The organism is Nostoc sp., assembly GCF_036917775.1.
Lineage (GTDB): Bacteria > Cyanobacteriota > Cyanobacteriia > Cyanobacteriales > Nostocaceae > Nostoc.
On the sequence record NZ_JBALEQ010000075.1, the window covers coordinates 117,385 to 140,023 of the forward strand.

Annotated in this window: 21 protein-coding genes; 12 read left to right on the top strand and 9 right to left on the bottom strand. The window is 43.0% G+C overall.

Annotated features, from left to right (window positions below; genetic code table 11):
* Positions 1 to 3: 3 nt before the first annotated feature.
* Positions 4 to 2,265, bottom strand: coding sequence for a cation:proton antiporter domain-containing protein (locus tag V7K69_RS13810; protein ID WP_335035165.1), 2,262 nt, complete (start codon positions 2,263 to 2,265; stop codon positions 4 to 6).
* Positions 2,266 to 2,424: 159 nt separating this feature from the next.
* Between V7K69_RS13810 and V7K69_RS13815 the strand changes: the two genes are divergently transcribed.
* Positions 2,425 to 3,189 carry a class I SAM-dependent methyltransferase gene (locus V7K69_RS13815; protein ID WP_335035167.1) on the top strand — a complete coding sequence of 255 codons (765 nt, stop codon included), beginning with the start codon at positions 2,425 to 2,427 and terminating at the stop codon, positions 3,187 to 3,189.
* Between the two features lie 86 nt (positions 3,190 to 3,275).
* Positions 3,276 to 3,947: a Uma2 family endonuclease gene (locus tag V7K69_RS13820; RefSeq protein WP_335035169.1), complete on the top strand. Its 672-nt coding sequence runs from the start codon at positions 3,276 to 3,278 to the stop codon at positions 3,945 to 3,947.
* Between the two features lie 48 nt (positions 3,948 to 3,995).
* On the opposite strand, the gene V7K69_RS13825 is transcribed toward V7K69_RS13820, so the two are convergent.
* Positions 3,996 to 4,277: a hypothetical protein gene (locus V7K69_RS13825; RefSeq protein ID WP_335035249.1), complete on the bottom strand. Its 282-nt coding sequence runs from the start codon at positions 4,275 to 4,277 to the stop codon at positions 3,996 to 3,998.
* A 43-nt stretch (positions 4,278 to 4,320) separates the two neighbouring features.
* Positions 4,321 to 4,788 (bottom strand): VOC family protein, encoded by a 468-nt coding sequence (locus V7K69_RS13830; protein WP_335035172.1) that lies wholly within the window; start codon positions 4,786 to 4,788, stop codon positions 4,321 to 4,323.
* Between the two features lie 77 nt (positions 4,789 to 4,865).
* Between V7K69_RS13830 and V7K69_RS13835 the strand changes: the two genes are divergently transcribed.
* From V7K69_RS13835 to V7K69_RS13855, 5 genes are all read left to right on the top strand, one after another.
* Positions 4,866 to 5,348 (top strand): DUF4385 domain-containing protein, encoded by a 483-nt coding sequence (locus V7K69_RS13835; RefSeq protein WP_335035174.1) that lies wholly within the window; start codon positions 4,866 to 4,868, stop codon positions 5,346 to 5,348.
* 801 nt (positions 5,349 to 6,149) lie between these two features.
* Positions 6,150 to 6,683, top strand: coding sequence for a translation initiation factor IF-3 (gene infC / locus V7K69_RS13840; RefSeq protein ID WP_012412604.1), 534 nt, complete (start codon positions 6,150 to 6,152; stop codon positions 6,681 to 6,683).
* A gap of 372 nt (positions 6,684 to 7,055) precedes the next feature.
* Entirely contained in the window at positions 7,056 to 10,079 is a 3,024-nt protein-coding gene (locus V7K69_RS13845; RefSeq protein ID WP_335035175.1) for an MFS transporter, read from the top strand.
* 92 nt (positions 10,080 to 10,171) lie between these two features.
* Positions 10,172 to 10,849 (top strand): potassium channel family protein, encoded by a 678-nt coding sequence (locus V7K69_RS13850; RefSeq protein ID WP_114084009.1) that lies wholly within the window; start codon positions 10,172 to 10,174, stop codon positions 10,847 to 10,849.
* 197 nt (positions 10,850 to 11,046) lie between these two features.
* Entirely contained in the window at positions 11,047 to 11,604 is a 558-nt protein-coding gene (locus V7K69_RS13855; RefSeq protein WP_335035178.1) for a DUF3124 domain-containing protein, read from the top strand.
* A 53-nt stretch (positions 11,605 to 11,657) separates the two neighbouring features.
* On the opposite strand, the gene V7K69_RS13860 is transcribed toward V7K69_RS13855, so the two are convergent.
* The 3 genes from V7K69_RS13860 to V7K69_RS13870 form a co-directional block, all read right to left on the bottom strand.
* The gene (locus V7K69_RS13860) at positions 11,658 to 11,921 is read right to left on the bottom strand and encodes a hypothetical protein (RefSeq protein WP_335035180.1); all 264 of its coding nucleotides are present in this window, start codon (positions 11,919 to 11,921) and stop codon (positions 11,658 to 11,660) included.
* Positions 11,911 to 13,464 (bottom strand): cation:proton antiporter, encoded by a 1,554-nt coding sequence (locus V7K69_RS13865; RefSeq protein ID WP_335035251.1) that lies wholly within the window; start codon positions 13,462 to 13,464, stop codon positions 11,911 to 11,913. The genes V7K69_RS13860 and V7K69_RS13865 overlap by 11 nt, the downstream gene beginning before the upstream one ends.
* Before the next feature lie 70 nt (positions 13,465 to 13,534).
* Positions 13,535 to 14,596 (bottom strand): DUF389 domain-containing protein, encoded by a 1,062-nt coding sequence (locus V7K69_RS13870; RefSeq protein ID WP_442936140.1) that lies wholly within the window; start codon positions 14,594 to 14,596, stop codon positions 13,535 to 13,537.
* Between the two features lie 51 nt (positions 14,597 to 14,647).
* On the opposite strand from V7K69_RS13870, the gene V7K69_RS13875 reads away from it, so the two are divergent.
* A complete protein-coding gene (locus V7K69_RS13875; protein WP_335035182.1) occupies positions 14,648 to 16,195 on the top strand; it encodes a cation:proton antiporter in 1,548 nt (515 codons plus the stop codon).
* Between the two features lie 29 nt (positions 16,196 to 16,224).
* Here the strand turns inward: V7K69_RS13875 and radC are convergent, their stop codons facing one another.
* Entirely contained in the window at positions 16,225 to 16,956 is a 732-nt protein-coding gene (gene radC / locus V7K69_RS13880) for a RadC family protein (protein WP_335035184.1), read from the bottom strand.
* A gap of 221 nt (positions 16,957 to 17,177) precedes the next feature.
* Here radC and V7K69_RS13885 point away from each other — a divergent pair, with 221 nt between their 5' ends.
* Positions 17,178 to 17,594 (top strand): toll/interleukin-1 receptor domain-containing protein, encoded by a 417-nt coding sequence (locus tag V7K69_RS13885; protein WP_335035186.1) that lies wholly within the window; start codon positions 17,178 to 17,180, stop codon positions 17,592 to 17,594.
* Positions 17,595 to 17,614: 20 nt separating this feature from the next.
* A complete protein-coding gene (locus V7K69_RS13890; protein ID WP_335035188.1) occupies positions 17,615 to 18,028 on the top strand; it encodes a toll/interleukin-1 receptor domain-containing protein in 414 nt (137 codons plus the stop codon).
* A gap of 109 nt (positions 18,029 to 18,137) precedes the next feature.
* Here V7K69_RS13890 and V7K69_RS13895 read toward each other — a convergent pair whose 3' ends face one another.
* Together V7K69_RS13895 and V7K69_RS13900 are read right to left on the bottom strand one after the other, a co-directional pair.
* Positions 18,138 to 19,076: a phosphoribulokinase gene (locus V7K69_RS13895; RefSeq protein WP_335035256.1), complete on the bottom strand. Its 939-nt coding sequence runs from the start codon at positions 19,074 to 19,076 to the stop codon at positions 18,138 to 18,140.
* A 324-nt stretch (positions 19,077 to 19,400) separates the two neighbouring features.
* Entirely contained in the window at positions 19,401 to 21,392 is a 1,992-nt protein-coding gene (locus V7K69_RS13900; protein ID WP_335035190.1) for an alpha-amylase family glycosyl hydrolase, read from the bottom strand.
* 68 nt (positions 21,393 to 21,460) lie between these two features.
* On the opposite strand from V7K69_RS13900, the gene V7K69_RS13905 reads away from it, so the two are divergent.
* Together V7K69_RS13905 and V7K69_RS13910 are read left to right on the top strand one after the other, a co-directional pair.
* Complete coding sequence (locus tag V7K69_RS13905) at positions 21,461 to 21,736, top strand: hypothetical protein (RefSeq protein ID WP_335035192.1); 276 nt, start codon at positions 21,461 to 21,463, stop codon at positions 21,734 to 21,736.
* 74 nt (positions 21,737 to 21,810) lie between these two features.
* A complete protein-coding gene (locus V7K69_RS13910; RefSeq protein ID WP_335035194.1) occupies positions 21,811 to 22,473 on the top strand; it encodes a class I SAM-dependent methyltransferase in 663 nt (220 codons plus the stop codon).
* Positions 22,474 to 22,639 lie beyond the last annotated feature (166 nt).

Sequence of the window (22,639 nt, forward strand, 5' to 3'; positions counted from 1 at the left end):
CGCCTATGGCGTAGTAATTACTGCTACTGGACAATGGGCTTTACTTAATATTGCATCCACTCTGTGACCAAAGAAAACGCGACCTGTAACCATTCGGATACTACTCCCTAAAATAATTAGGTCAACTTCCTGAGTTTGGGCAAACTTGAGGATTTCTCTTTCTGGGCTGGTTCCTTGAAGAATATAGGTTTTGACATCAGCACCTAGATTGCGACCAATTGCTGCTTGCTGTTCAAGCAGATCGTGAGCAATTTCCTTGACTGGAGTTAGCGATCGCTGTTCGTATAGAATATACTCAACTTGTGGCAAATTAATCACGTTCACGATCATCACTAATGCTCCCGTTTGAGCAGCGATCGTACTTGCCATCTCTACAGCATTTTTGCTATATTCTGTCCCCACAGTTGGAACCAGAATCTTTGTCAGCTTTTGTTGAGCGATTTTGCATATCTCGCCTTTAGCTTGGGGTAGGTGCGACTTGACCACCATCGTTGCACATGGCGCTTCTTGTACTACCCGATCTACAAGCAAATTGAACAATGTTTTCTGGGGGCGTATCTGTTCCGAAGCTCCCAATACGATCAAGTCATAGTTTTTGTTCGCTTCATTCAAAATTACCTCCGCTTTACTACGCCCAGACTCCATTTTTGTTTGCAGGGTCGTATCATCAGGTAGCTGCATTTCCTCAGCAACAGAAGCCAGAGCTTCCTCGGCGGCGGTATCTTTAACCTGGGTCGCTGCCCGGCGGCCTTTCTTTTGAGGCTGCTTGTCACTCAGGGCATATAGAGATGTGACTTCTATCGAGTTTTGGTGAGCCATGTAGCCCACTAGTTGCGCTGCAAGTTGGATGTTGGGGCCACCGCTAGTAGGTATTAAGACACGGTGGATTTGCTTGATAAAGCTGCGGCTATCCTGCTCTTCTTGTTCCAACCGTTGAGCTTCCTCCTCACTCATAACCACTTTTGATAAAGTCCAGCGCAGAAGGGGTGGAGCCATTAGGGAAGTGACGATCGCCACCATAACAATAATTGAGTACATTTGGGGATTCAGCACTCCCAAAGATAAACCAATCGTGGCAACGACAATTTCCATTGCCCCGCGAGCATTCATCCCGGAACCCATCGCCAAACCTTCCCAATGACTCAAGCCACCGACGCGAGAACCAAGGTAAGCACCTGTAAATTTGCCAACACAGGCGACAGCGAGAACAATCAAGCCAAATAGCAGCGTTTGGGGGACTAACAGAGTTAGCAAATCAACTTTCAAACCAGCCCCAGCAAAGAAAATTGGCGCTAGAAAGGCTGCTGTGAATACTTCTAGCAGATGTCCAGCTTCGTTACTAAAGCGGCGAGATTGGCCCGCCAGAATCCCCAGCACAAAAGCTCCTAATGCTGCTTCTAGACCTAATGCGTGGGTAAGTGCTGCTGCCGAGAGTGAAAGAATCAGCACAGCCGATATACTAGCTGAGATTCCACCAACATAGTCATCAACCCAGCGCAAAATCTGGTCTACGATGGTACGCCCAACTGTGAAAGCGATCGCTAAAAACAATATAGCTGCACTCACAGAATGAAAAATTGTTCCGAAGTCAAACTTGCCGCTACTAGCTAGACCGGAAACCACAGAAAGTAAAATCCAGCCGATGGTGTCGTCAGTCATCCCAGCCGCTAAGGTTACTTGACCAATGTCACGGCGAATCAGGTTTAAGTCCATCAGCACCTTAGCAATCACTGGTACTGCCGAAATACTCATTGCTGTGGCGATAAATAGACTGAATACTAGTCGCTTTTCTGGGTCGGCTAAAAAACTATCTGGCAATAGCCAACCTAATCCAAAGCCAGTGATAAAGGGGACAATAATTCCGCCCAGTGAAATCAAAAGAGCCGTTTTACCCTTACGAAGAATTAGCTTGAGATCCGTCTCCAACCCAGTTACAATCAGCAAAAATAACACACCTAACCAAGAAATCACCGAAAGTAAATTAGACTGCTCTTGACTTTTGGGAAAGATGTGAGCTTGCAAGTCTGGAAGGAGCAAACCAAATAGAGAAGGGCCAAGCAGCACACCCGCCAATAATTCCCCAACAACAGGCGGGAGGTTAATTCGGCGCATTAACTCACCTAATCCCCGCGCTACGAGCAGCAATAGTGACAGTTGCACCAGCACCAACAGCAGTTCATGATGACCGAGAGGTTTAATTACACCGTCACCTACTACTTTCTGTACGGCGAGTACAGGCTCTAACATTAGGGGCAGGTTTTGCATATAAGCGTCCAAAGGTTGGATTACAAATTTTTAAACGGGCTGTTTAAGTAAATCCTGAAAATGTTTATTTTCACATCGGCCTAGAAGCTTAAAGTGTCATGATAATGACTTACGCACAAGAGATCCCCCAACCCGCGACAATTATTAATTGAGGCACAGATGAGTTATAACCACAAGCTGAAAATCTTACCTTTGATAGTAATTTTCCTGTTAATACTTGAATGCTTGCTGGTTGATAAAGCTTCCATAGCATTAGCCGCTTCTTCATCCACCACGGTTTACGAACAACGGATAATCCACAGTCCAGATGGTATTGGCAAATACTATATGGGGCGAGAAATTGCCAAAGTTATGGGATATACAGGCGCAGGCTGGCTAGAACGACAAAGCCGAGAGGTGGAGGAACAGCCAAGTAAAATAGTCAGCCTCCTTAATCTTAAATCTCACGATGTAGTGGCTGATATTGGTGCTGGTACAGGTTACTTGAGCTTTCGCATTGCGCCCTTATTAACACAGGGGAAGGTGTTAGCTGTAGATGTTCAGCCAGAAATGTTAGAAATAATTGAGTTGTTCAAAAAAGAGAAAAATATCACCAATGTTGAGCCTGTTTTAGCAAACCTTAGTGACCCAAACTTACCATCTGAAAGTATCGATTTGGCATTGATGGTAGATGCTTATCATGAACTTGAGTATCCTCAAGAAGTGATGCAAGGAATTGTGAAAGCACTAAAACCAGGTGGTCGAGTAGTTCTGGTTGAGTATCGGGGTGAAAATCCCTTTATTATGATTAAAGGTCTGCACAAAATGACTCAAAAGCAAGTTCGCAAAGAAATGCAAGCCGTTGGTCTGGTTTGGCGTGAAACTAAAAACTTGTTACCTCAACAGCATTTAATGGTATTCGAGAAACCTAACACTAATTCGTAATGGGCTACGCCCCGCTACGCTAACGTAATTCGTAATTAAGGTTTCAAGGGATAATAAAGTAAGACTCCTTGCCAGAGCTGAAAATCATGGTTAACTTATCACTCAAGCAACGAATTCCTCCTTTAGAAAATGGCGATCGCCTCACTCGCTACGAATTTGAACGACGTTATCAAGCAATGCCCCGTCATCAAAAGGCAGAATTAATTGAAGGAGTTGTATATTTTGCATCCCCATTACGCTTTGAAAGTCATGCTGAACCACACGGTCATCTAATCGGCTGGTTGTGGACTTACCAAATTGCCACTCCTGGGGTGAGATTGGGAATTGAGCCAACAGTCCGCTTAGATCGAGACAATGAACCCCAACCAGATGGAGTGTTATTAATCACACCAGCAGCTAAAGGACAATCTCGTTTGAGCGATGATGACTACATAGAAGGTGCGCCAGAACTCGTAATAGAGATAGCGGCTAGCAGTGTTGCTATTGACTTACATGATAAGAAAAAAGTCTATGGTCGTAATGGGGTAAAAGAATACATTGTTTGGCAAATATTTGAAAATAAATTAGATTGGTTTAGCCTGCAACAAGGAGAATATGTCTCCTTAGAACCGGACGCAGATGGAATTATCAAAAGTCAAGTATTTCCTGGTTTGTGGTTGTCAATGTCAAATTTACTTGCTGGCAATATGCAGCAAGTATTGGCTGTGTTGCAGTTGGGATTAAATTCGCCAGAACATCAGATATTTGTGCAGCAATAAATAGTAGGAAGGGGAGTAAAATTTTATGACTATAGCGCTTTTTTAATATCAGTCTATTTTTTGAGGAATGAGACTGGCGTTTTTAGTTGCGCTATCCCAAACAATCCAGCTAACAGAATTATCTAAATCATCGGGACTATTTGAAACTTTAAAATATAGCTTTTCTTCGCCTTTTCTTTCAATCGCAAAATCAGCATTTTGAGCATAAACAACTATAAAACCTTTATCTCGTAAACAATACATCGCCCAGGCTTTCAATGATTGCTTGTATGGTTCGTGTGGAATTGGCGGTTTTGTGATTGTTTCTTCAATTACTTTAAATATTTGGATGAGTTTCGCGGTCATGGTAGATACTTTTGTTTTTACCCCTAAGTTAACTAGCTTCTGGATCGCAACGAATTTCAATCATAAAGCCATCTGGATCGTAAAAATACACACCTCTACCAGTAGGACGAGTCACTGGGCCATGAGCGATCGCTATTTTATTTTCTCCGATCACTGTCACCGCGCGATCGAATAACTGCGGATCGATGTCAAAAGCCAAATGGTAGGCTCTGGTGAATGTCTTCTCTGGATTGGAATCTGGTGGTGATAATTCTGGTTCCCCAAATAAATCCAGTATCGTCCCATCTGGGGTAATAAAGTTCGCTACTTTCCCTGATGCGACAAGTTCCGTCAGAGTTGCGGGTACTTCGTCGCCTGTAAGTTCGTGTAAACCCAAGATTGTGCCATAAAAGTAACGGGAAGCCTGCATATCCTGGACATTGAGGGCAATGTGATGCACTTTACGCAAATTTCCTGGCGCAAGGACACTGTTCACAGATTGAGTGCTAGATAGCATAGTAGAAGAAAATCTCCTTACTAGGATAGAAGCTGAACTTTTTACTTAAAGTTTATTATTCCTAATAAAAATCTATCATGCCATTTGATTATTCTTTAGACTTTAAAAATATCGATTTTCGCCAACATCCTGAACTATATCGCGTTGGCAAGGGTGAACAGGGCGTACTTTTGGTGGAACCATACAAATCAGAAATTCTTCCTTACTGGCGGTTCAAAACTCCTGAGATTGCTAGAGAATCAAGTGAAAAAATCTACGAGATGTTTCTTGGTTATCTAAAACAAGATGATTTTATCGGCGCAGATATGGCACGAAAGTTTATCCAAATGGGCTATACTCGCTCTCGCCGTTATGCTAATCATAAAACAGGCAGAAAATATAAACAGAATTCGGAAACTTCAGGTTCGAAAAAAGAGATTCTTCCTTACGAAGAAGACCCTGTTAAAGCCGAGTCAGCAGCCATTTTTAAAGCCAAGTGGATACAAGCAAAGACAAATGACAAATATCAAGAGCTTTTAGCCAAGCATAAACAGATGTATGAAAGCACATCACCTTTGTAAATCAATATACCTGGCCATTAGAAATCGCGGTTCATCTTGCATAATAAACGAAGTCTGCCTGTGCGTTATTGCTTTTTCTCTAACCTTGAGAACCCTCACGAAGCTAAAGAGGGAAGGGGAAGTTAACTTGGAGAATCGAGCGTGTCTTTAGACCTGAGAGTGTCAATCTGATTACTACCCAATACTTCTCGCTTTGTGCATTTTTAATTTGGAATCAGATTTTGGGTAAAGGGAAAAGGGAAGAGCTAAAGGTTTTTTCTTTCCCCTTCCCCCTTCCCCTTTTCCCCAAAACCCGAGAAGTATTGGATTACTACCTTGTTCTATGAGCAGCCATACAAACCTCAACAAGCCTTGCCGCAGGGTAGTCTCAGAAAAATGGAGGGTTTCCAACCCACGCCGGTGGGTAAAACCTAGTGTAGCTACGGTTTCTAACTGCCCTTTTAAATGCTAAAATACTTAATGTAAGTTAATATATTACATAAGTTTTGCTAGATATATCTACATACTGTAAGCTTGGGATTCTGGAAAAACAGTGCTTAATTAGACTGTCAACATTATTGAGCAAAAGTTGTAATAATATTTAATATATGCCTAGGTTGTGTAATTTAGATTAACTATTGCAGAGAAATTCTCTCAGAGTTAGTAAAATGACAAATACAAACGACGCAACTCTTTTATGGATTAGTTACTCTAGAACTGTAGACTATGTTTTCAGTCCTGAGTTATTTCCGTATTTTGCCCTCTGAGGCATAACAATCAAGACTACACCAAATCCTTCATTAAGAGCTCCCACAAATCATAATGCCTGTGATTGAGAAGAAAAGAACTCGCGATCTGCCCCAAATTAACGAACGAATTCGCTTCCCGAAAATTCGGGTCATTGATACTGACGGTGCCCAATTGGGAATTATGCCCCCACAGGAAGCACTACAACTAGCAGAAGAGAAAGAGTTAGATTTGGTGCTTATAAGTGACAAAGCTGACCCGCCAGTTTGTCGGATTATGGACTACGGGAAATATAAGTTTGAGCAGGAGAAAAAGGCGCGGGAAGCCCGGAAAAAGCAGCACACGGCTGATGTCAAAGAAGTTAAGATGCGTTACAAAATAGAAGAACACGACTACAACGTGCGTGTTAAGCAAGCAGAGCGCTTTTTGAAAGATGGCGATAAAGTCAAAGCGACTGTGATGTTCCGGGGTCGAGAAATTCAACACAGCGACCTAGCAGAAGATTTGCTCAAGCGAATGGCAACGGATTTGGAGCCTTTTGGTGAGCTTCAACAAGCGCCTAAAAAAGAAGGGCGAAACATGATGATGCTTATCTCGCCCAAAAAATAATCCTCTAACTGTTTAATAGACCAAGTTTGAAAAACCCCTGCTTAGAAGTCAGGGGTTTTTTCGTTTGGATGTAAGATACGCCCAAAGCTTTGAAGTCGTTTAAATTTATCTCAAATCGATAGTCTTGAAGGCTGAGTGGGAAACATAATACTCAGTTGCTCAGGACTTTTGCTATTTCCAGGGGATGAGGGAATGGGGAATGGGGAATTGGGAATGAGGAATGGGGAATGGGGAATGGGGAATGGGGCATTGAACATGAAGAAGAGACAAGGACTTGTTCAATAATTCCCCTTGTCTCCCTGTCCCCTTGTCTTCCTGCTCCCCTGCCCCCTGCCCCTATTAGGCGGTGATACTACCAGAAAATAAAACTGCATGGAACTGAAAAATCACTGGTTTGCTGTAAATAAAGTTGTTTTACCACGACTACTACAGTGGGTGAATCTCCGGCCAGAGGAGAGTGAACGAACACAACTAATGTTTATTTTTTACACAACTGTATGTGTAGGATTGCGGTGGGCAGAAGACAGTACCGTGGCGCTGTTTTTGGATGAATATGGGACTCATCTATTGCCGTGGATGTATATTGCCAATGCCGTTATGAGCGCAGTACTGGTTTTTTTATACTCTTGGCTGCAAAGGATTTTTCCCTTACGCCGGGTGATTGTAGCGATCGCACCTTGCATGTTGATGCCATTACTTCTATTGGTTGTATTACGTTGGGGATCTCATGTTTCTTACCTGGCAGTTATTTCGGCTTTTCTACTGCGGCTATGGGTAGATGCCCTTTATGTAGTCAATGATCTCAACACCTCCATTGTCGCTAACCAAATATTTAACATTCGAGAGATTAAGCGGACTTACCCACTGGTGAGTAGTGGACTTTTGGTAGCAGATGTGATTAGTGGCTTTAGTTTGCCTTGGCTAGTGCAATACACCTCGCTGAATAAGATCATCTTCATCGCCTGTTTTGTGATTTTATTAGGATCGGCGATTTTATTCTATTTAACTAATCACTATCGAGCAGCTTTTCCTGAAACCCCACAAAGACTAGTTCCTGAAGAACAAGCTTCACGAGAGCGCTTTATTAAAAGTCCTCTGAAGCGCTATGTTTGGCAATTGTTTGCTTTTGTCGGTCTGTTGCAAGTCATTGGGTTGTTAATAGATTTTCAATATCTGCGCGAACTCCAATCCAATTTAGGCGACCGAGAACTCGCCAGTTTCTTGGGTCTTTTTGGTGGGATGTTGGGACTGTGTGAGTTGTTATTGCAGTGGTTTATTTCCAGCCGACTTATTGAACGGATGGGGGTGTTTTTCACAGCGACGCTTTTACCAATCACCGTAGGTTTTTCATTACCAGGAGTGCTGGTATTTTTCCATTTAATTCCAGCCATACAATCGCAAAGCTTTTTCTGGGGCCTGATAATTGTCAAATTCTGCGATGAACTTCTGCGCTATACCTTTGTCATGAGTAGCGGCCCCATCCTGTACCAACCAATTCCAGAATCAATTCGCAGCCGGATGCAGACTTTATCAGGCGGAACCGCCGAAGCGATCGCTACAGGTTTGACAGGAGTACTCATTTTTGCAACTCTATTGTTTTGTAACCGCTTTGTACCCGTATCCTTGCAAAAGTGGGTGTTAGTGGCAGAAACAATGCTGATAGCTAGCACCTGTTTAAAAGTAGTTTGGGAATTGCGATCGCGCTACGTTGAACTGTTAGTCTTGAGTGTGGCACGGGGCCAGTTGAGTGCAACCAATGTTGGCTTACGATTCTTCAAGCAGGGAGTAGTCAAAGCTTTAGCAGAAAAAGGCAGCGAGGCAGATAAACGCTCTTGTATTGAACTTTTAGCCCAAATTGACCCCCAAGGATGTGCGGAAGTTTTAGCACCCCTGTTAGTTAAGTTAACCCCAGATTTGCAGCGCCAAAGTTTGGAAGTGATGCTGACAGCAGGTGCAAATCCCGCTTATCTATCCGCCATTCGTCCTTTGTTAGAACAACCCCAAGAAACTAACCCCGAAGTTTTCGCCCTAGCACTACGTTACGTTTGGCTAGCTGAACCAAATCCCAATTTAAGCATTCTAGAAGAATATCTTAACCCTCGCCAAAACTCACTCATCCGCGCTACCGCCGCCGCTTTAGTCTTACGTCAGGGAACGCCGATGCAAAAGGTAGCAGCTACCCAAACTATGCGCCGGATGTTGACTCATAAGAAAGAACGGGAACGGGTGAATGGAGTTAGAGCGCTTAGAGAAGCAGTTTATTTACAAGCGTTACGGATTCACATCCCGAATTTATTACAAGATGAATCGTTACGGGTGCGCTGTGCCGTATTGGAGATGATTGCAGCAACGCATTTAGAGGAATACTATTCGGCGCTGATTGCAGCACTTTATTACAAATCAACCCGCACTATAGCAATGTCATCCCTAGTGCGACTAGAAAATGAAGCCATAGAGATGCTGTTGCGGTTAGCTACCAATATTTACAAACCAGAAGTAGTGCGGATGTACGCTTGGCGTACCATTGCTCAAATTGGCACTCAGGAAGCATTAGAGACTTTATGGGAAAACTTGGAGGCATCCTGGGGTATAACTAGGGATCATATTCTTCGCAGCTTACTAAAAATACATAAACAACCAGGAATTAGAGGTTTAGTAGATCGGTTTTATGAAAGTCGGGTAGAAAATTTAATTGAGCAGGAATTAAAATTTTTAGGCGAGATTTATGGTGCATATATAGACTTGAAAATATTAGATGAAAAAGAAAATCATCAATCAAGCCAGAGGATTGCGATTGTCTCTGAGTTACTGCAACGCGCCCTTTTAGAATTGGAATTGGATGTCAAAGAGCGGCTGCTACTGTTACTGAAACTGCTTTATTCGCCAGAAAAGATGCAGGCCGCAGCGTTTAATCTGCGATCGCTCTCAGTGGTAAACTTAGCACGGGGTTTAGAAATCTTAGAGCATACCGTAACTTTGCCTTCCAAGTCTCTGTTGCTGAATATTTTAGATAACCGACCGCAGTCAGAAAAATTGCAACATCTGGTAGAAGCCAAGATCGTAGAATATGAGAATATGCTAGTTAGCGATCGCCTCCACAGATTGCTGATGTTAGGTAACTTCCTTTCTGATTGGTGTCTAGCTTGCTGTTTTCATTTTGCTCAAGTAACTCGGATCAGACTTACCAGCTCTGAGATTTTAGTAAGTTTGCGTCATCCAACAGGCTTTGTTAGAGAAGCTGCGATCGCATATCTCAATATGGTTTCACATCGCGTCCTCCTGCAAATCCTCCCCCAGTTACAAAAAGATCCACATCCTTTGGTAGCCGCTCAAGTTAAAGAGTTACTCGAAAAACACAACTTTAAAAATTCAAAAATCTCGACTAGAAATGAATAGTAGGGGTGTACATCTGTACGCCCGTACTACCAATGTATGTGTTTGTTAACCTGTAAAGTGAAGTAAAAATTCCAAGAATATCAGGAACAGCCATGTACGTACTAATAGGTGGAGCCGGCTTAGTGGGCTTAAGTTTAGCCCAAAAACTAGTAGAGCTAGGACATACTGTTGCCGTAATTGACATTGACCCTATTGCTTGTCGCTATGCCCGTGAACAAGTAGGAGCAATGGCTTTTGAAGGTAGCGCTGTAAGTACAGAAGTATTGCTAGAAGCTGGGATTCGCAAAGCAGGCTCCTTGGCAGCTGTCTTAAGAAGTGATGCCTTAAACTTGGCAATGGTAACTCTTGCTAAACACTATGGTGTCACCCATATTTTGAGTCGGATGCGCCACCCAGATTTTGCCGAACCACTGCGGATAGCTGGAGCTAACCATATTATCAGTACTGTTGAACTATCAGTTTCAACAATGGTGAATGCTATTGAGTATCCTCAAGTGGAATCAATGATGCATTTTGAGCAAGGACAGATTGAAGTTCTGAAACTTGCCATCCCAAACAATTGCTATGTTGCAGGTCGTAGTGTTGCCGAAATCGCTCAGGATGCCCGATTTCCTAGTGGTTCGCTAATTATTGGTTATCAATCCCATCCCCACGAAGATTTGATGATTCCTAACGGCAGTACAATACTGGAACCTCATTCAACAGTGTTGATTGTGACTAAACCAGGATCTTTACATCAAGTCATTGATTTTATTGAACAAAGATGTTGAGCTTAAGTAGGTCGGCAAAATTAAAGCTAACTGGCTCAGGCTGTCCTTTGTCATTGGTCATTGGTAAGGGTTTTAAGCCTATTTACGTTTAGTAATATACTTAGTTTTTTTTACGCCAACTTACTTTGTTACTACCCAAACTATTGATTGGGTGGGATTAGCTACCGATGTATAAAAAATTTGTATAAATAGTTCTGATGAAGTCGTATCCATATATTTTAGCGATCGCTGTTATTGTTCTGGCATCTTGTCAATCAACAAATATTTCACCCAAATCACAACCCGACGCTATTCAAGCAACCCCAGTTCAAAAAATAGTAACGCTAGATAAGAATTTTAAGATAGCAAGCGGTCAAACTGTTTATGTTCCTGTCTATTCACATATCTATCATCACAATAAGCAGGAGATTTTCGAGTTAGCGGTTACACTCAGTATTCGGAATACAGATTTGACCAATCCGATTGTTATTACTTCTGTGCGCTACTACAACTCCGAAGGAAAATTAATTAAACAGTATTTGGAGCGTCCTATTCAACTTGATGCGCTAGCTTCGACAGATTTTTTTATAAATAGAAATGACACCAGTGGAGGTTTAGGCGCAAACTTTATTGTCGAGTGGGTAGCTCAAACAGAAATATCCGAACCTATAGTGGAGGCAGTCATGATTGGTACTGACTTCCAGCAAGGAATTTCTTTTATCAGTCCTGGTAGAGTGATTAAAAGTCAAAATAACAATAAGCGATCGCCTTCGTAATTCGTAATTCGTAATTCGTAATTCGTAATGCGGAGGCAGCAGTTCCCAATCAATCAGCCAAAGCTCAGAGGTTCATCGACAAAGCTCAGAGGTTCACTCACAAAGCTCAAAGGTTCATCGACAAAGCTCAAAGGTTCATCGACAAAGCTCAGAGGTTCATCGACAAAGCTCAGAGGTTCATCAACGAAGCTCAGAGGTTCATCGACAAAGCTCAGAGGTTCATTCACAAAGCTCAGAGGTTCATCGACAAAGCTCAAAGGTTCACTGACAAAGCTCAGACTATTCCCAATTCCCAATTCCCCACATTTAATCATCATCTAACTTCAGCAATTGTTCATCAAGATTTTGTATCCGTCCGCGCACAATTTCTTCTGAAAGAATTCGCTTCCGCATCGCCTCATTGAGCGCTCCTTTTTCTGCCAGCAGTAAACGGCGGCGAATGGCATCAAGTTTACCACTGCTGTTACTTTTGCCGTCTAACTCATCAGGACGACGATTATATAGTTCCCGCAGTATCTTTTCTGCACCAGCAATTCGCACTTGATAAGCTGAACGCATCTCTTCATAAACAGCTTTTGGTAATACACCTGATTTCAACAAGCTATCTAATTCATCTTGTGCTGCCTTACCCGTCATCAACTGGGCTTGCAATTCTTCAACTTGTTGTTGAGTTTCTGAAAATTTAGATAATTTTAAGCGTTTTACCACCCAAGGCAAACTTAAACCCTGCCCAACTAACGACACCAGCACACTACCGAAAACTAAAGCGATGAGAACATCTCGCCCTGGTAGTGTTTCTGGTAAACTCAACGCTAGAGCCATCGAGAGCGAACCTTTGATGTTACCTAAAAAGAGTAAATGTTGCCAGCGCAATGGAATTGGACGGTCAATCAAACGAATCCCTGCGAGCAATGGATAGACTGTAAGAACTCGCCCAACTTGATAAGCCAAAACTGCAAAAATAATTGCAGGTAAAGTTCTCCAGAGGGTTCCCAGGTCTATTTCTACACCAATTAGCAGAAAAATAAAGGTGTTGACAGTAAAACTGGCATATTCCCAGAAACTCAACAAAGTGATGCGACTAGAAGCAGAAGTATTCTGAGAAAGCCCTAAATTCCCAAAAATTAATCCCGCGACAACTACAGCCACCGCACCCGATACACCAAGAAATTGCCCAACCTGAAAAGTTCCTAATGCAACTGCAACTGTCAATAACAAGCTGCTAAGGGCATCATCTAAACGGGCGAATACAGGTATGCTCAAGTAGCCCAAGACTAACCCTACTAGGCAACCTCCTAAAGAGATAAATAGCAGTTGTTGGATTCCCTCTACGAAAGTGAGTGAACCTGTGGAATATACTTGCAAAATTAGGTTGAATGAGACTAAAGCAGCTGCATCATTAAATAAAGTTTCTCCTTCAACGATGGTGGAAAGCCGCGAGGGTACTGGTATTTCCTTAAAGACAGCAATCATGGAAACTGTATCAGTATTTGCCAGAATTACTCCGACAAATAACGCAGGTATCCAACTCAGTCCCAGCCCAAATTTTAACAGGGCGGCAATAATCCCACTGGAAAGCACAGCCCCAGGCCCAGCTAGCAGGGCAATTGGTTTAAACGTGCTGCGTAGGCGGCTGACATCTGTATTTATGCCAGCTTCAAAGATGAGAATTGGCAGGAAAAGATTCAAAACCAGGGTTGGATTTAAACCAATCGGACGAGATAATAGCTCAGTGATTGGTAAACCTGCTAATACTAAACCCGTAACATAAGGAATTCCCAACCGTCGGGACAGCAAAGCTACTCCTGTAGCCAGAACCAAGAGAATAATTGAAACTTTAACTAATTCGGTAACATCCACTATTGCGTTTTGGAGAGTTAGTTTGACTTGACTGATAGATTCTCTCTTCATTCATGCCAAATTAGCAAGTTCAGGGTGTGGTTTCAGAACTTCTAATTTCGTCAACTTGACCAACTTCAAAAATTAGCGTGAATGCTTGCCCCATTTCTTGTTTGATAAATGCTTCTAATAATTCTACTTGCCGAGGTGTGACAGGTTCCCTTGCCCGAACGCTCAAACGGACTTCTGGAGGATTTGTCAACCAATTAGTATTACTGTTAAGTAACTGCAATCGCCCAAAGGTGACAGTTCGATTCAATAATGCTTTTCGTAAGCTGGTTTCTAGTTGCGCTTGTCGTACAAGTCGGGCAAAGCTGACTCCCAAGGGAATTATCAGGATAGCTGTTAAAACCATAGTCCAAATTAGGGGTTGACGCGCCCGCGCCATTGAAGTGTAACCTGCTACCACAAATGTCACCATACAGGAGAGGGCAATACCTAGCAAGTTGGTGAGATAAAGTAGGGTTGCCCCGAAACTGAGTGACCAATTGCCTTGTGCCAAGCCTAAGCCAATCACACAGACGGGAGGCATGAGGGCAACAGCGATCGCAGTTCCGGCTAAACTACCAGAGATTTTCGTCTCAATTTTGGCGTAACCACTAATACCACCAGCCACTACCGCAATTCCCAAATCTAGCAATGTGGGTCTAGATCGGGCCAGCACTTCACTACCGTAACTAGGCAATCCCACCAGCAAACCCAGGGTGGAGGCGATCGCCACCGCTAACAGCGTGCCCACTGCGACAGCAATTATTCCCTTGCGAAATAAGGTAATATCTGCTTGCAAAGCACCAAAAGCTAACCCACGAATTGGCAACATTAGAGGAGCAATAATCATCGCACCAATAATTACAGCTGCACTGTTAGACAATAAACCCAAAGTTGCGATCGCACAGGAGCTAATAATCAATATTATGTAAGCTGAGTCTAGAGTTGATTCAGCCAGTAACTCTGTTTGTAGCTGTTGAAGTTGCTCCGGTTGCGAACCCCGGCGGCGGAAATTTTTAAATCGGTCTCGAATGTTATTACCCAAGACCTTCCTCCTGAATGCTCGGTTATCTCTAATTAAAGTTTCCCATTGAACAGGTGTCATCTGAAAATAGTCAGATGATGATAAATGTAAAACTATACCAGAAATTTACTTATGGTGCTTGAATCAGCGATCGCAGAGGAAGTCATTACAAACAATCTTAAGCAGTTTCTGTTGGTACTTTCGGTATCTTTAGGTGTGGCGACACTACCGCAGGTATTTAGCTGGTTTCGCAATATCCCTTACACCTTGCTACTGGTGATTGTTGGGTTAGGTTTGGCGTTTGTTGATGTCCGTTTAGTAACCCTTTCTCCCGAATTAATTTTGTTCATTTTTTTACCACCCCTGCTATTTGAAGCTGCATGGAATTTGAAATGGTCAGAATTGAAGCGGGATTTATTGCCGATTTGCTTGTATGCAGTGTTCGGGGTGGTAATTGCGATCGCCGGGGTAGCGATCGCTCTTAATCAATTCATTGGTATTTCTCTAACTACAGCTTTACTCATCGCAGCCAGCCTATCTGCAACCGATCCTGTTTCTGTCACCGCTTTGTTTCGTCAACTCGGCGTAGGTAGTCGTCTTACCACCTTAATGGAAGGCGAAAGCCTATTCAATGATGGTATGGCTGTAGTTGCCTTTGGTTTTTTGGTGGCCTTATCTTTGGGAACTGTCGAATTGGAATTCCAGCCCATCTTATTGCAGTTATTTACAGTTGTTGGCATTGGTGTAGGGGTGGGAGCTTTCATTGGATTTGGGATTTCCTACCTCACCCAGCGCTTCGATTTGCCCTTAGTAGAGCAATCCTTAACCCTAGTTTCCGCTTACGGCACTTACCTAATTATCGAAGACTTGGGCGGTTCTGGAGTAATTGGGGTTGTCACCACAGGTTTGATTTTAGGCAACTTTGGCTCTCGTATCGGCATGAATCCCCGCACCCGGATTATTGTCTCCGAATTTTGGGAATTTTTGGCGTTCTTTGTTAACTCGATCGTCTTCTTGCTGATTGGCGACCAAATACGCTTTGCTAGTTTGGGCGAAAACTTGCAAATCATAATGGTGACAGTGGTGGCCATGATTTTGATGCGAGCAGTTGCTATTTTGATTCTCACCAAATTTAGTACTAGCATCACCAAATCGGACATTTCGTTACCAGAACAAACTATCCTCTGGTGGGGTGGGTTACGTGGTTCCGTCTCCATTGCCTTGGCATTGAGTGTACCAGTAACATTACTAGAGCGAGAAAAAATTATTGCAACGGTATTTGGAGTAGTTTTATTTACTCTACTTGTCCAGGGATTGACCATCAAACCATTGCTAGAAAAACTCAATTTGCTAGGTGATGCACCCTTGCGTGAGGAATATTTAGAATTAGTTGCCCGTCATATTGCCTTAGAACGCGTTTTGCAACACCTCCAAGCAGACCAACGCCCCGGCATTGACCCAGAATTTCGCCGTTATCAGGAGACACTAATCAAAAGCGAACTTGCAGATTTACGGGCAAAAATTGACAAATTACAGGATGAATATCCTAATCTTCAGAGTTTTACGACGGAACAATTTCGAGGAGAACTGCTGGCAATTGAAGCAGATACTTATGCAGAATTTGTTAAGTCTGGTCGGTTAAATAAAGAATTAACATCTATGCTTGAGGATGTTTTGTAAATTGAGGCTCTCTGCTCCCTGCTTTTTCACTAATCTCCTTGCGGATGTTCATCCCACAAAGTTGTCAGTTCCCGTAAACTCTGATGATTGCCATTACCCAAAATCAGATGATCTAGTACCGGAATGCCCAAAAGCTGCGCCCCTGTTAACAACTGACGCGTCAATTCTATATCTTCCTGGCTGGGTTCAAGGTTTCCAGAAGGGTGATTGTGGGCAACTATTGCCCGCGTTGCACCTTGACGAATAACTTCCCGAAAAATATCACGCGGAGAGGCTAGGGTTTCGGTTGCTGTGCCAATGGTAATTACTTGCGTACCCAGCAGGCGATTCTTAACATCTAATAGCACCACTGCAAAACGTTCTTGTGTCTGCCACATCAAATCTTGACTGAGGGTAGCAGCAGCAGCAAGAGGGCTATCAATCAATGTTCCGTCATTCGGCCGAGATTGAAAGGCGCGTTTGCCTAATTCAATTGCTGCTAAGATACTTGTCGCCTTCGCCGGGCCAACACCAGAAATTAGCATCAACTCTGCGGGGCTAACTTCTCGCAAAACTGCCAAAGGATCGCGTTGGTGTTTGCCTAATTCGCTCAAAATAAATTGTCCTAAACCCACAGCAGATAGTTTTCCTGGGCCTTGACCAGTGCCTAGAAGAATTGCGATTAACTCTGCTGTGGCTAAAATTTTGGCACCATGCGTCATTAATCGCTCACGCGGACGCTCATTTGTAGGTAGGTCGGCAATTCTGAGGCAATAGGTCATAAACTAAGAAAATCGTCACCACACATCAAACTATCCTTAGTTATCCCTCGTTTGCTGTCAAAATCACCTTTATTTGAGAAAATCTTTAATTTTGGAGAATTTTATCTCTAATTCGTCTGTAGATACACCTTTGATAACACCATCTTCCCAAATATTTGCCACAAGATTCGTATAAAATTGGATTTAGTCTACTAATCGAAATATTTGAGATAGAAGATGAGATGAGAGTATTTATCAGCCACAGTTCTAAAGATACAAAGTTAGCTAGGCGAATTGGTGATGCTCTGCGAAATGAAGGTTTCCAAGTTTGGGATGATGATCAAATCTTTCCGGGCGATAACTGGGCAGAACTTATTGCTAATGAGCTTCGAGAGTCTGATGCAATGGTTGTTTTACTGACACCTAACTCGGTTGATTCTCCCTATATAAATGCTGAAGTAGGCTATGCTCTAGGCGAACAGGGCTATAAAGGCCGGGTAATTCCTGTTCTTGCTGCTCATTCTGAACAAGTTTCTCAATTAGAACTGAAAATTCCCTGGATTCTGAAGAAATTTCAGATGATTTACATATCAAATCTTGAACACGAAGAAGAAGGTTTGAGAAATATTACTCAAGCTCTAAAAAAAGCTGCTGCTTGACAGGAATGGAGTTTCCAAAAATGATACCAAGTGAAGCTTTTCTTTCCCATTCAAGCCAAGATCAAGAATTTGTTTCTAAATTGGCAGACGTTCTACGTCATCATCACATTCCTGTTTGGTATAGTAAAACGAACATCTTAGGCGCACAGCAATGGCATGATGAGATTGGAAATGCACTGAAAAGATGTGATTGGTTCCTTGTAGTACTCTCTCCAAAATCAGTAGATTCAATGTGGGTTAAGCGGGAGTTGATATTTGCACTGCAACAGAATCGTTTTGACAATAAGATTGTTCCAATTATTTATCAACCTTGCAATTATGAGCAGCTTTCTTGGGTTTTATCAAGCTTTCAAATGATCAATTTTCAAGGATCTTTTGAAGATGGTTGTCGTGATGTTTTACGTCTATGGGGCATGGGCTACCAGATACTTTAGGGACTTAAAAATCAAAAAATAACCTATCGCTGAATTATGCGATCGCACAATTCAGCAGCCCAACACTAAACGCGATCGCAAACTCGTAAAACCCCTCCATCTTCCCTGATTATTGATAAATTTGCGTTGCTTTGAGCATGTGGTAGGTAATGATTAGCTGAGTCAGAGCAAGAGGGTAACTTTGCAATGTCTCTCCAGTTGTACCAGCAATTTTACCCAGTTCAGGATTACTTTCGCGATCGCAAATATTTCGGAGATGGGGCATATCAGAACAAATAATATGCTCTAGCTTATTCACCTGTTCTAAGGTGGCATGACCATCAACTTCCAAGACATCTACCGGCTTACACATATCCCTGTCTAATCCCAGACGAATGGCTGAGTCAGAATTACCATAGCTAGAATTGGTAATTACGGTGAAATCTGGATGGGGAATTGTCGGACGCAGTACCAATCGGACATTTAAGTGTCCATTGGTTTCATCATCTTCATCAGCTGGTGGATAAAAACTAATGACTATATCAGACCATTGCCTTTGTGGACGAATAAACTGGGCTGAGTCTGGTTCGCGCTTTTCTAATTCTGCTAGCACCTGTTCAGGTGTGTAGCCCCGCTTTTGCGTATCTCGCTTGACTTTCCACTTAGCACGTAATTCTTCAGGAGGCGCTAGGTAGACTTTCACATCGTAAGAATCACGGGCGGCACGAGTAGAATAACCGAGTAATCCTTCAATAATCACGAATTTACTCGGCTTGATATACTGCGGTGGCTCGAATGTCCCTGTTTTATGGCTATAAACTGGCTTAAGAATTGGTTGTCCTGTGCGTAGCAGCGACAGATGTTGCTGCATAATATCCAGATGGTTGCAGTCCGGGTGGAGAGCAGTAATGCCAATTTCTGCACGTTGTTGGCGATCGTAACGGTGGTAATCATCTGTACAGATGATTGTGACATTTTCTGGGCCGAGTGCCTGAGCGATTCCCCGCGTTAGTGTTGTTTTCCCAGCAGCGCTGTCGCCGACAATACCAAGAATTATTGGACGGCTCATCATACCTCCCAGAATAAAAGTAAGTTTATTAATACAATTTCCCTACAATATTTTTAATTCTAGAAGGGTTTAGGCAAGTAACTCAAGCAAAGCCTTGGTATGCAATATCTCTACATATAAAATATCTATGCGCTGGTTTATTGCCATCTACATAGCTGATGAGTCATCTATTTCACTCTGGCGATAGAAATAGGTTAGGTTGCAATACTTGTCGGGTTTTGGGGAAAAGGTTAAAGGGGGGAAAACCTTATATATCGAGCCTTCCACTCCTTTTCCCCTTACCCTTTTCCCTTTAACCTCATCTTTTTCTGAGCGGTATCACTATTAAACTAGAGCGTACACTTTTGCTTCCCAGGGGAAGATGCCTTCTCTGCCTACCCATTCTGATGGAACTATCCGTTCCTGAGTAATTTCCTTCCACTGCTTGCCAGCTGGGGTTGCAGGCCAATTCGGGACTCTGTACTCAGAACCAGGAGGAGTGCCGTAGTCAGAGAAATTCGCCACTACAACTACTAATTGATCGGCTTTATTACCACGTTGCCAAACTAGAACTCGCTTACCCTCATTAAAGTCAACATGAATAAATTTAGTATCATTCACAGCTAAAGCATGAGAAGTTTTACGCAAGCGAACTAACCTTGCAACATATTGGAAAATTCGTTGCCGCCAATCATCTTTCACACGGCTGTAGTTAACTGGGTCAATTTGCTTATGATCGTCTGTTGTAGCTAAATCTTGTTGATCGGCAAATTCATCTCCGGCCAGGATCATGGGAATTCCTACAGAGGTAAGCAAGGAAACAAATGCTAACTTAATACGCGGTTCAGTATCAGCAATTCCATTACTAACCAAGTAGCTAAAGAAACGCTCGTTACCATAACCACCAACATCATGGGAAGTTATATAGTTTACCGCCTGAGAACCATCTGTAAAGCCTAAGTTTCGGCAATCAATTAGTTTGCGGATACTCCATTCAAAGCTGGGTTCATCCCAGGCATTCTTACCTAAAATTACTTGTCGGATGATTTGCTTGAACTTTTCATTCCAAAGTCCATCCAGACGATTTTGTTGAATGAGAGATAGGGGTACACTCAACTCTTCGCCAACTACAAGGAAGCGATCGCCACTTCCGCCTCTTTTGTCCCAAAGGGTGCGGGCAAAATCCTTAAATTCTTGCAAAAAGTCATAGTTGGCAATATTGTTCACGCTATCCAACCGCAGACCATCAACCCGATAGTATTCCAACCAGTGGGCAATATGGGCTTTTAAGTATTCACGGGCTGGTACAAGCCAGGACTTTTGCCCAGTAATGGGATTATAGCCCTCTACCCAATAGTTGTACTTAAATAAATCCCCACCAAAGCCATCTCTTGACCCTTGCTCTGGATCGCCACTGGCCCATTTGATGTAAAATTCCAAAAAATTAAGGTTATGGTAAGGATTATTCCGCGAGAATGCCATTACCACATCCACAAAAAAGCGTAACCCTTGCTGATGGCAGGCTTTAATAAGATTAGCTAAATCAGTTGAAGCAGTCGGTGCTGACTGGCTATCTGGACGGCCCAAGTCAAAATCTGCTGCAAAATAGTTTGCTGTACCATAGCCCCAATTGAGATTATCATCGCTGTCTTCTGGTGGCAGAAGTTCTAAGGCGTTGATTCCCAGTTCCCCAAGATGAGCGCGGTTATTCAAGGCGGTGAGCATGGGAAAAGTAGGAGCGATCGCTTCTGGTATTAACAGTGCCAGTACGTCACGAAATGTCCCTACTCCTTCTTCAATCAATCCATTTGGGTTAATCTTTGTCCATCGGGTTGGTAATTCGTAAATCACCAGTTGATTATTGGTTGGCAGTTTCTCTAAAGGAGCATCGCCTTCCCAATTTACAGTTTGCCCTTCGGGATCGCAGGGAATCAACGTCCCATTTTGATAAAGCACGACGCTTGCCGGATCGGAGCTAGTAACGCCTCCCGATTCTGACGGCGTTGGTGCAGGAAAGCGTCGATCTACAGTTGTCGCTGTTGGATCTGTACAGTAGAGAATTTGGTTAGCATTGGCAGCTGCGTAGGGGTCTGAGTTACGGACTTTAAACCAGTAAAAGTAGACCTGTCCTTCAGTTAGACCAGATTCTTTAGCCGAAACTTCCCACAATTCTGGAAATTCTGCTGATTGACGAAGCGGGATTTCTTTAAATTGAGATAATCTGTCTGGGCTTTCGGGAGTAGTGTTGCCAATGTAGAGAGTGGGAGCTAGTTCTGAAGCACCGACACGCCACAAGACAAAATGAGTTTTTTTGCGACTTAATAGATCGATAGGCATTAGAAAAACCTCTAGGTCATGAAAGTTCAGCTATGAAGTTCTTACACAACAGCCGAGCGTTATTCCAGATGATAAGTCGGTCGGCGCAATTAAAGCTAACTGGCAAAGGCTGTCATTTCCTAGATTTCTCACAAGTGAGAAATCTAGGAGTGTGGGAGGTGTGGGAAGTGTGGGAGGTGTGGGGAGTGTGGGAGGTGTGGGGAGTGTGGGAGGCAATGCAGCGTTCATTGATCTGCATGATGTGCAGTTATTCAATTCCTCCTCTTTCTCCTCTTTCTCCCCACACTCCCCATACTCCCCATACTCCCCACACTCCCCACACTCCTCTGCCTACAGTATCGTGAGAATTGGTAAGGGCTTTAAGCCTAAAAACCAGATAATTAGTCTGTGGGGTTTAGGTAAAAGAAAAACGCACGTTATGACCACTCAAACGCTAGGACTCGACCAAAACCTTTATGACTATTTACTATCAGTCTCTCTCCGAGAACCAGAAATTTTAACCCAATTGAGGCAAGAAACAGCCCAGCATCCAGTAGGTAGAATGCAGATTGCTCCTGAACAGGGGCAATTTTTGGCGTTACTGGTGCAGTTGCTGGGAGCGAAGAAAACTCTGGATGTTGGGGTCTTTACAGGTTATAGTTCCCTGGTGGTAGCCTTGGCGTTACCAAGTGACGGCAAGGTGGTAGCCTGTGACGTGAGTGAAGAATTTACAACGATCGCGCGGCGTTATTGGCAGCAAGCTGGAGTGGCGGATAAAATTCAACTACACATTGCCCCGGCTTTGGAGACTTTAGATCGGTTATTGGCAACGGGAGAAGCGGAAACCTTTGATTTTGCTTTCATCGATGCAGATAAGAGCAACTATGATGGTTATTATGAGCGATCGCTGCAATTAGTGCGAACAGGGGGACTAATTGCGATCGATAATGTCCTCTGGTCAGGTAGGGTTGCCGACCCCCAAGTGCAGGATAATAGAACTAAAAGGATTCGTACCTTTAATCAAAAGCTGCATCAAGACCAGCGAGTTAGTCTGAGTTTAGTAGCGATCGCAGATGGTTTGACTCTAGCACTGAAAAAGTGATGTCTTTCTAACTTTTCTAAAACCCAATTCGCTTAGGTTAATACTTGACTTTCCCTAATCTTGCTTATTTTTAAGCAAGCTTTTTGAAGTAAGCAATATTAAATTATAGTTTAAAAAACTGTATTCTTAGAAATTTATTTTTATTTTTTTAAGTATTTATTCGGTT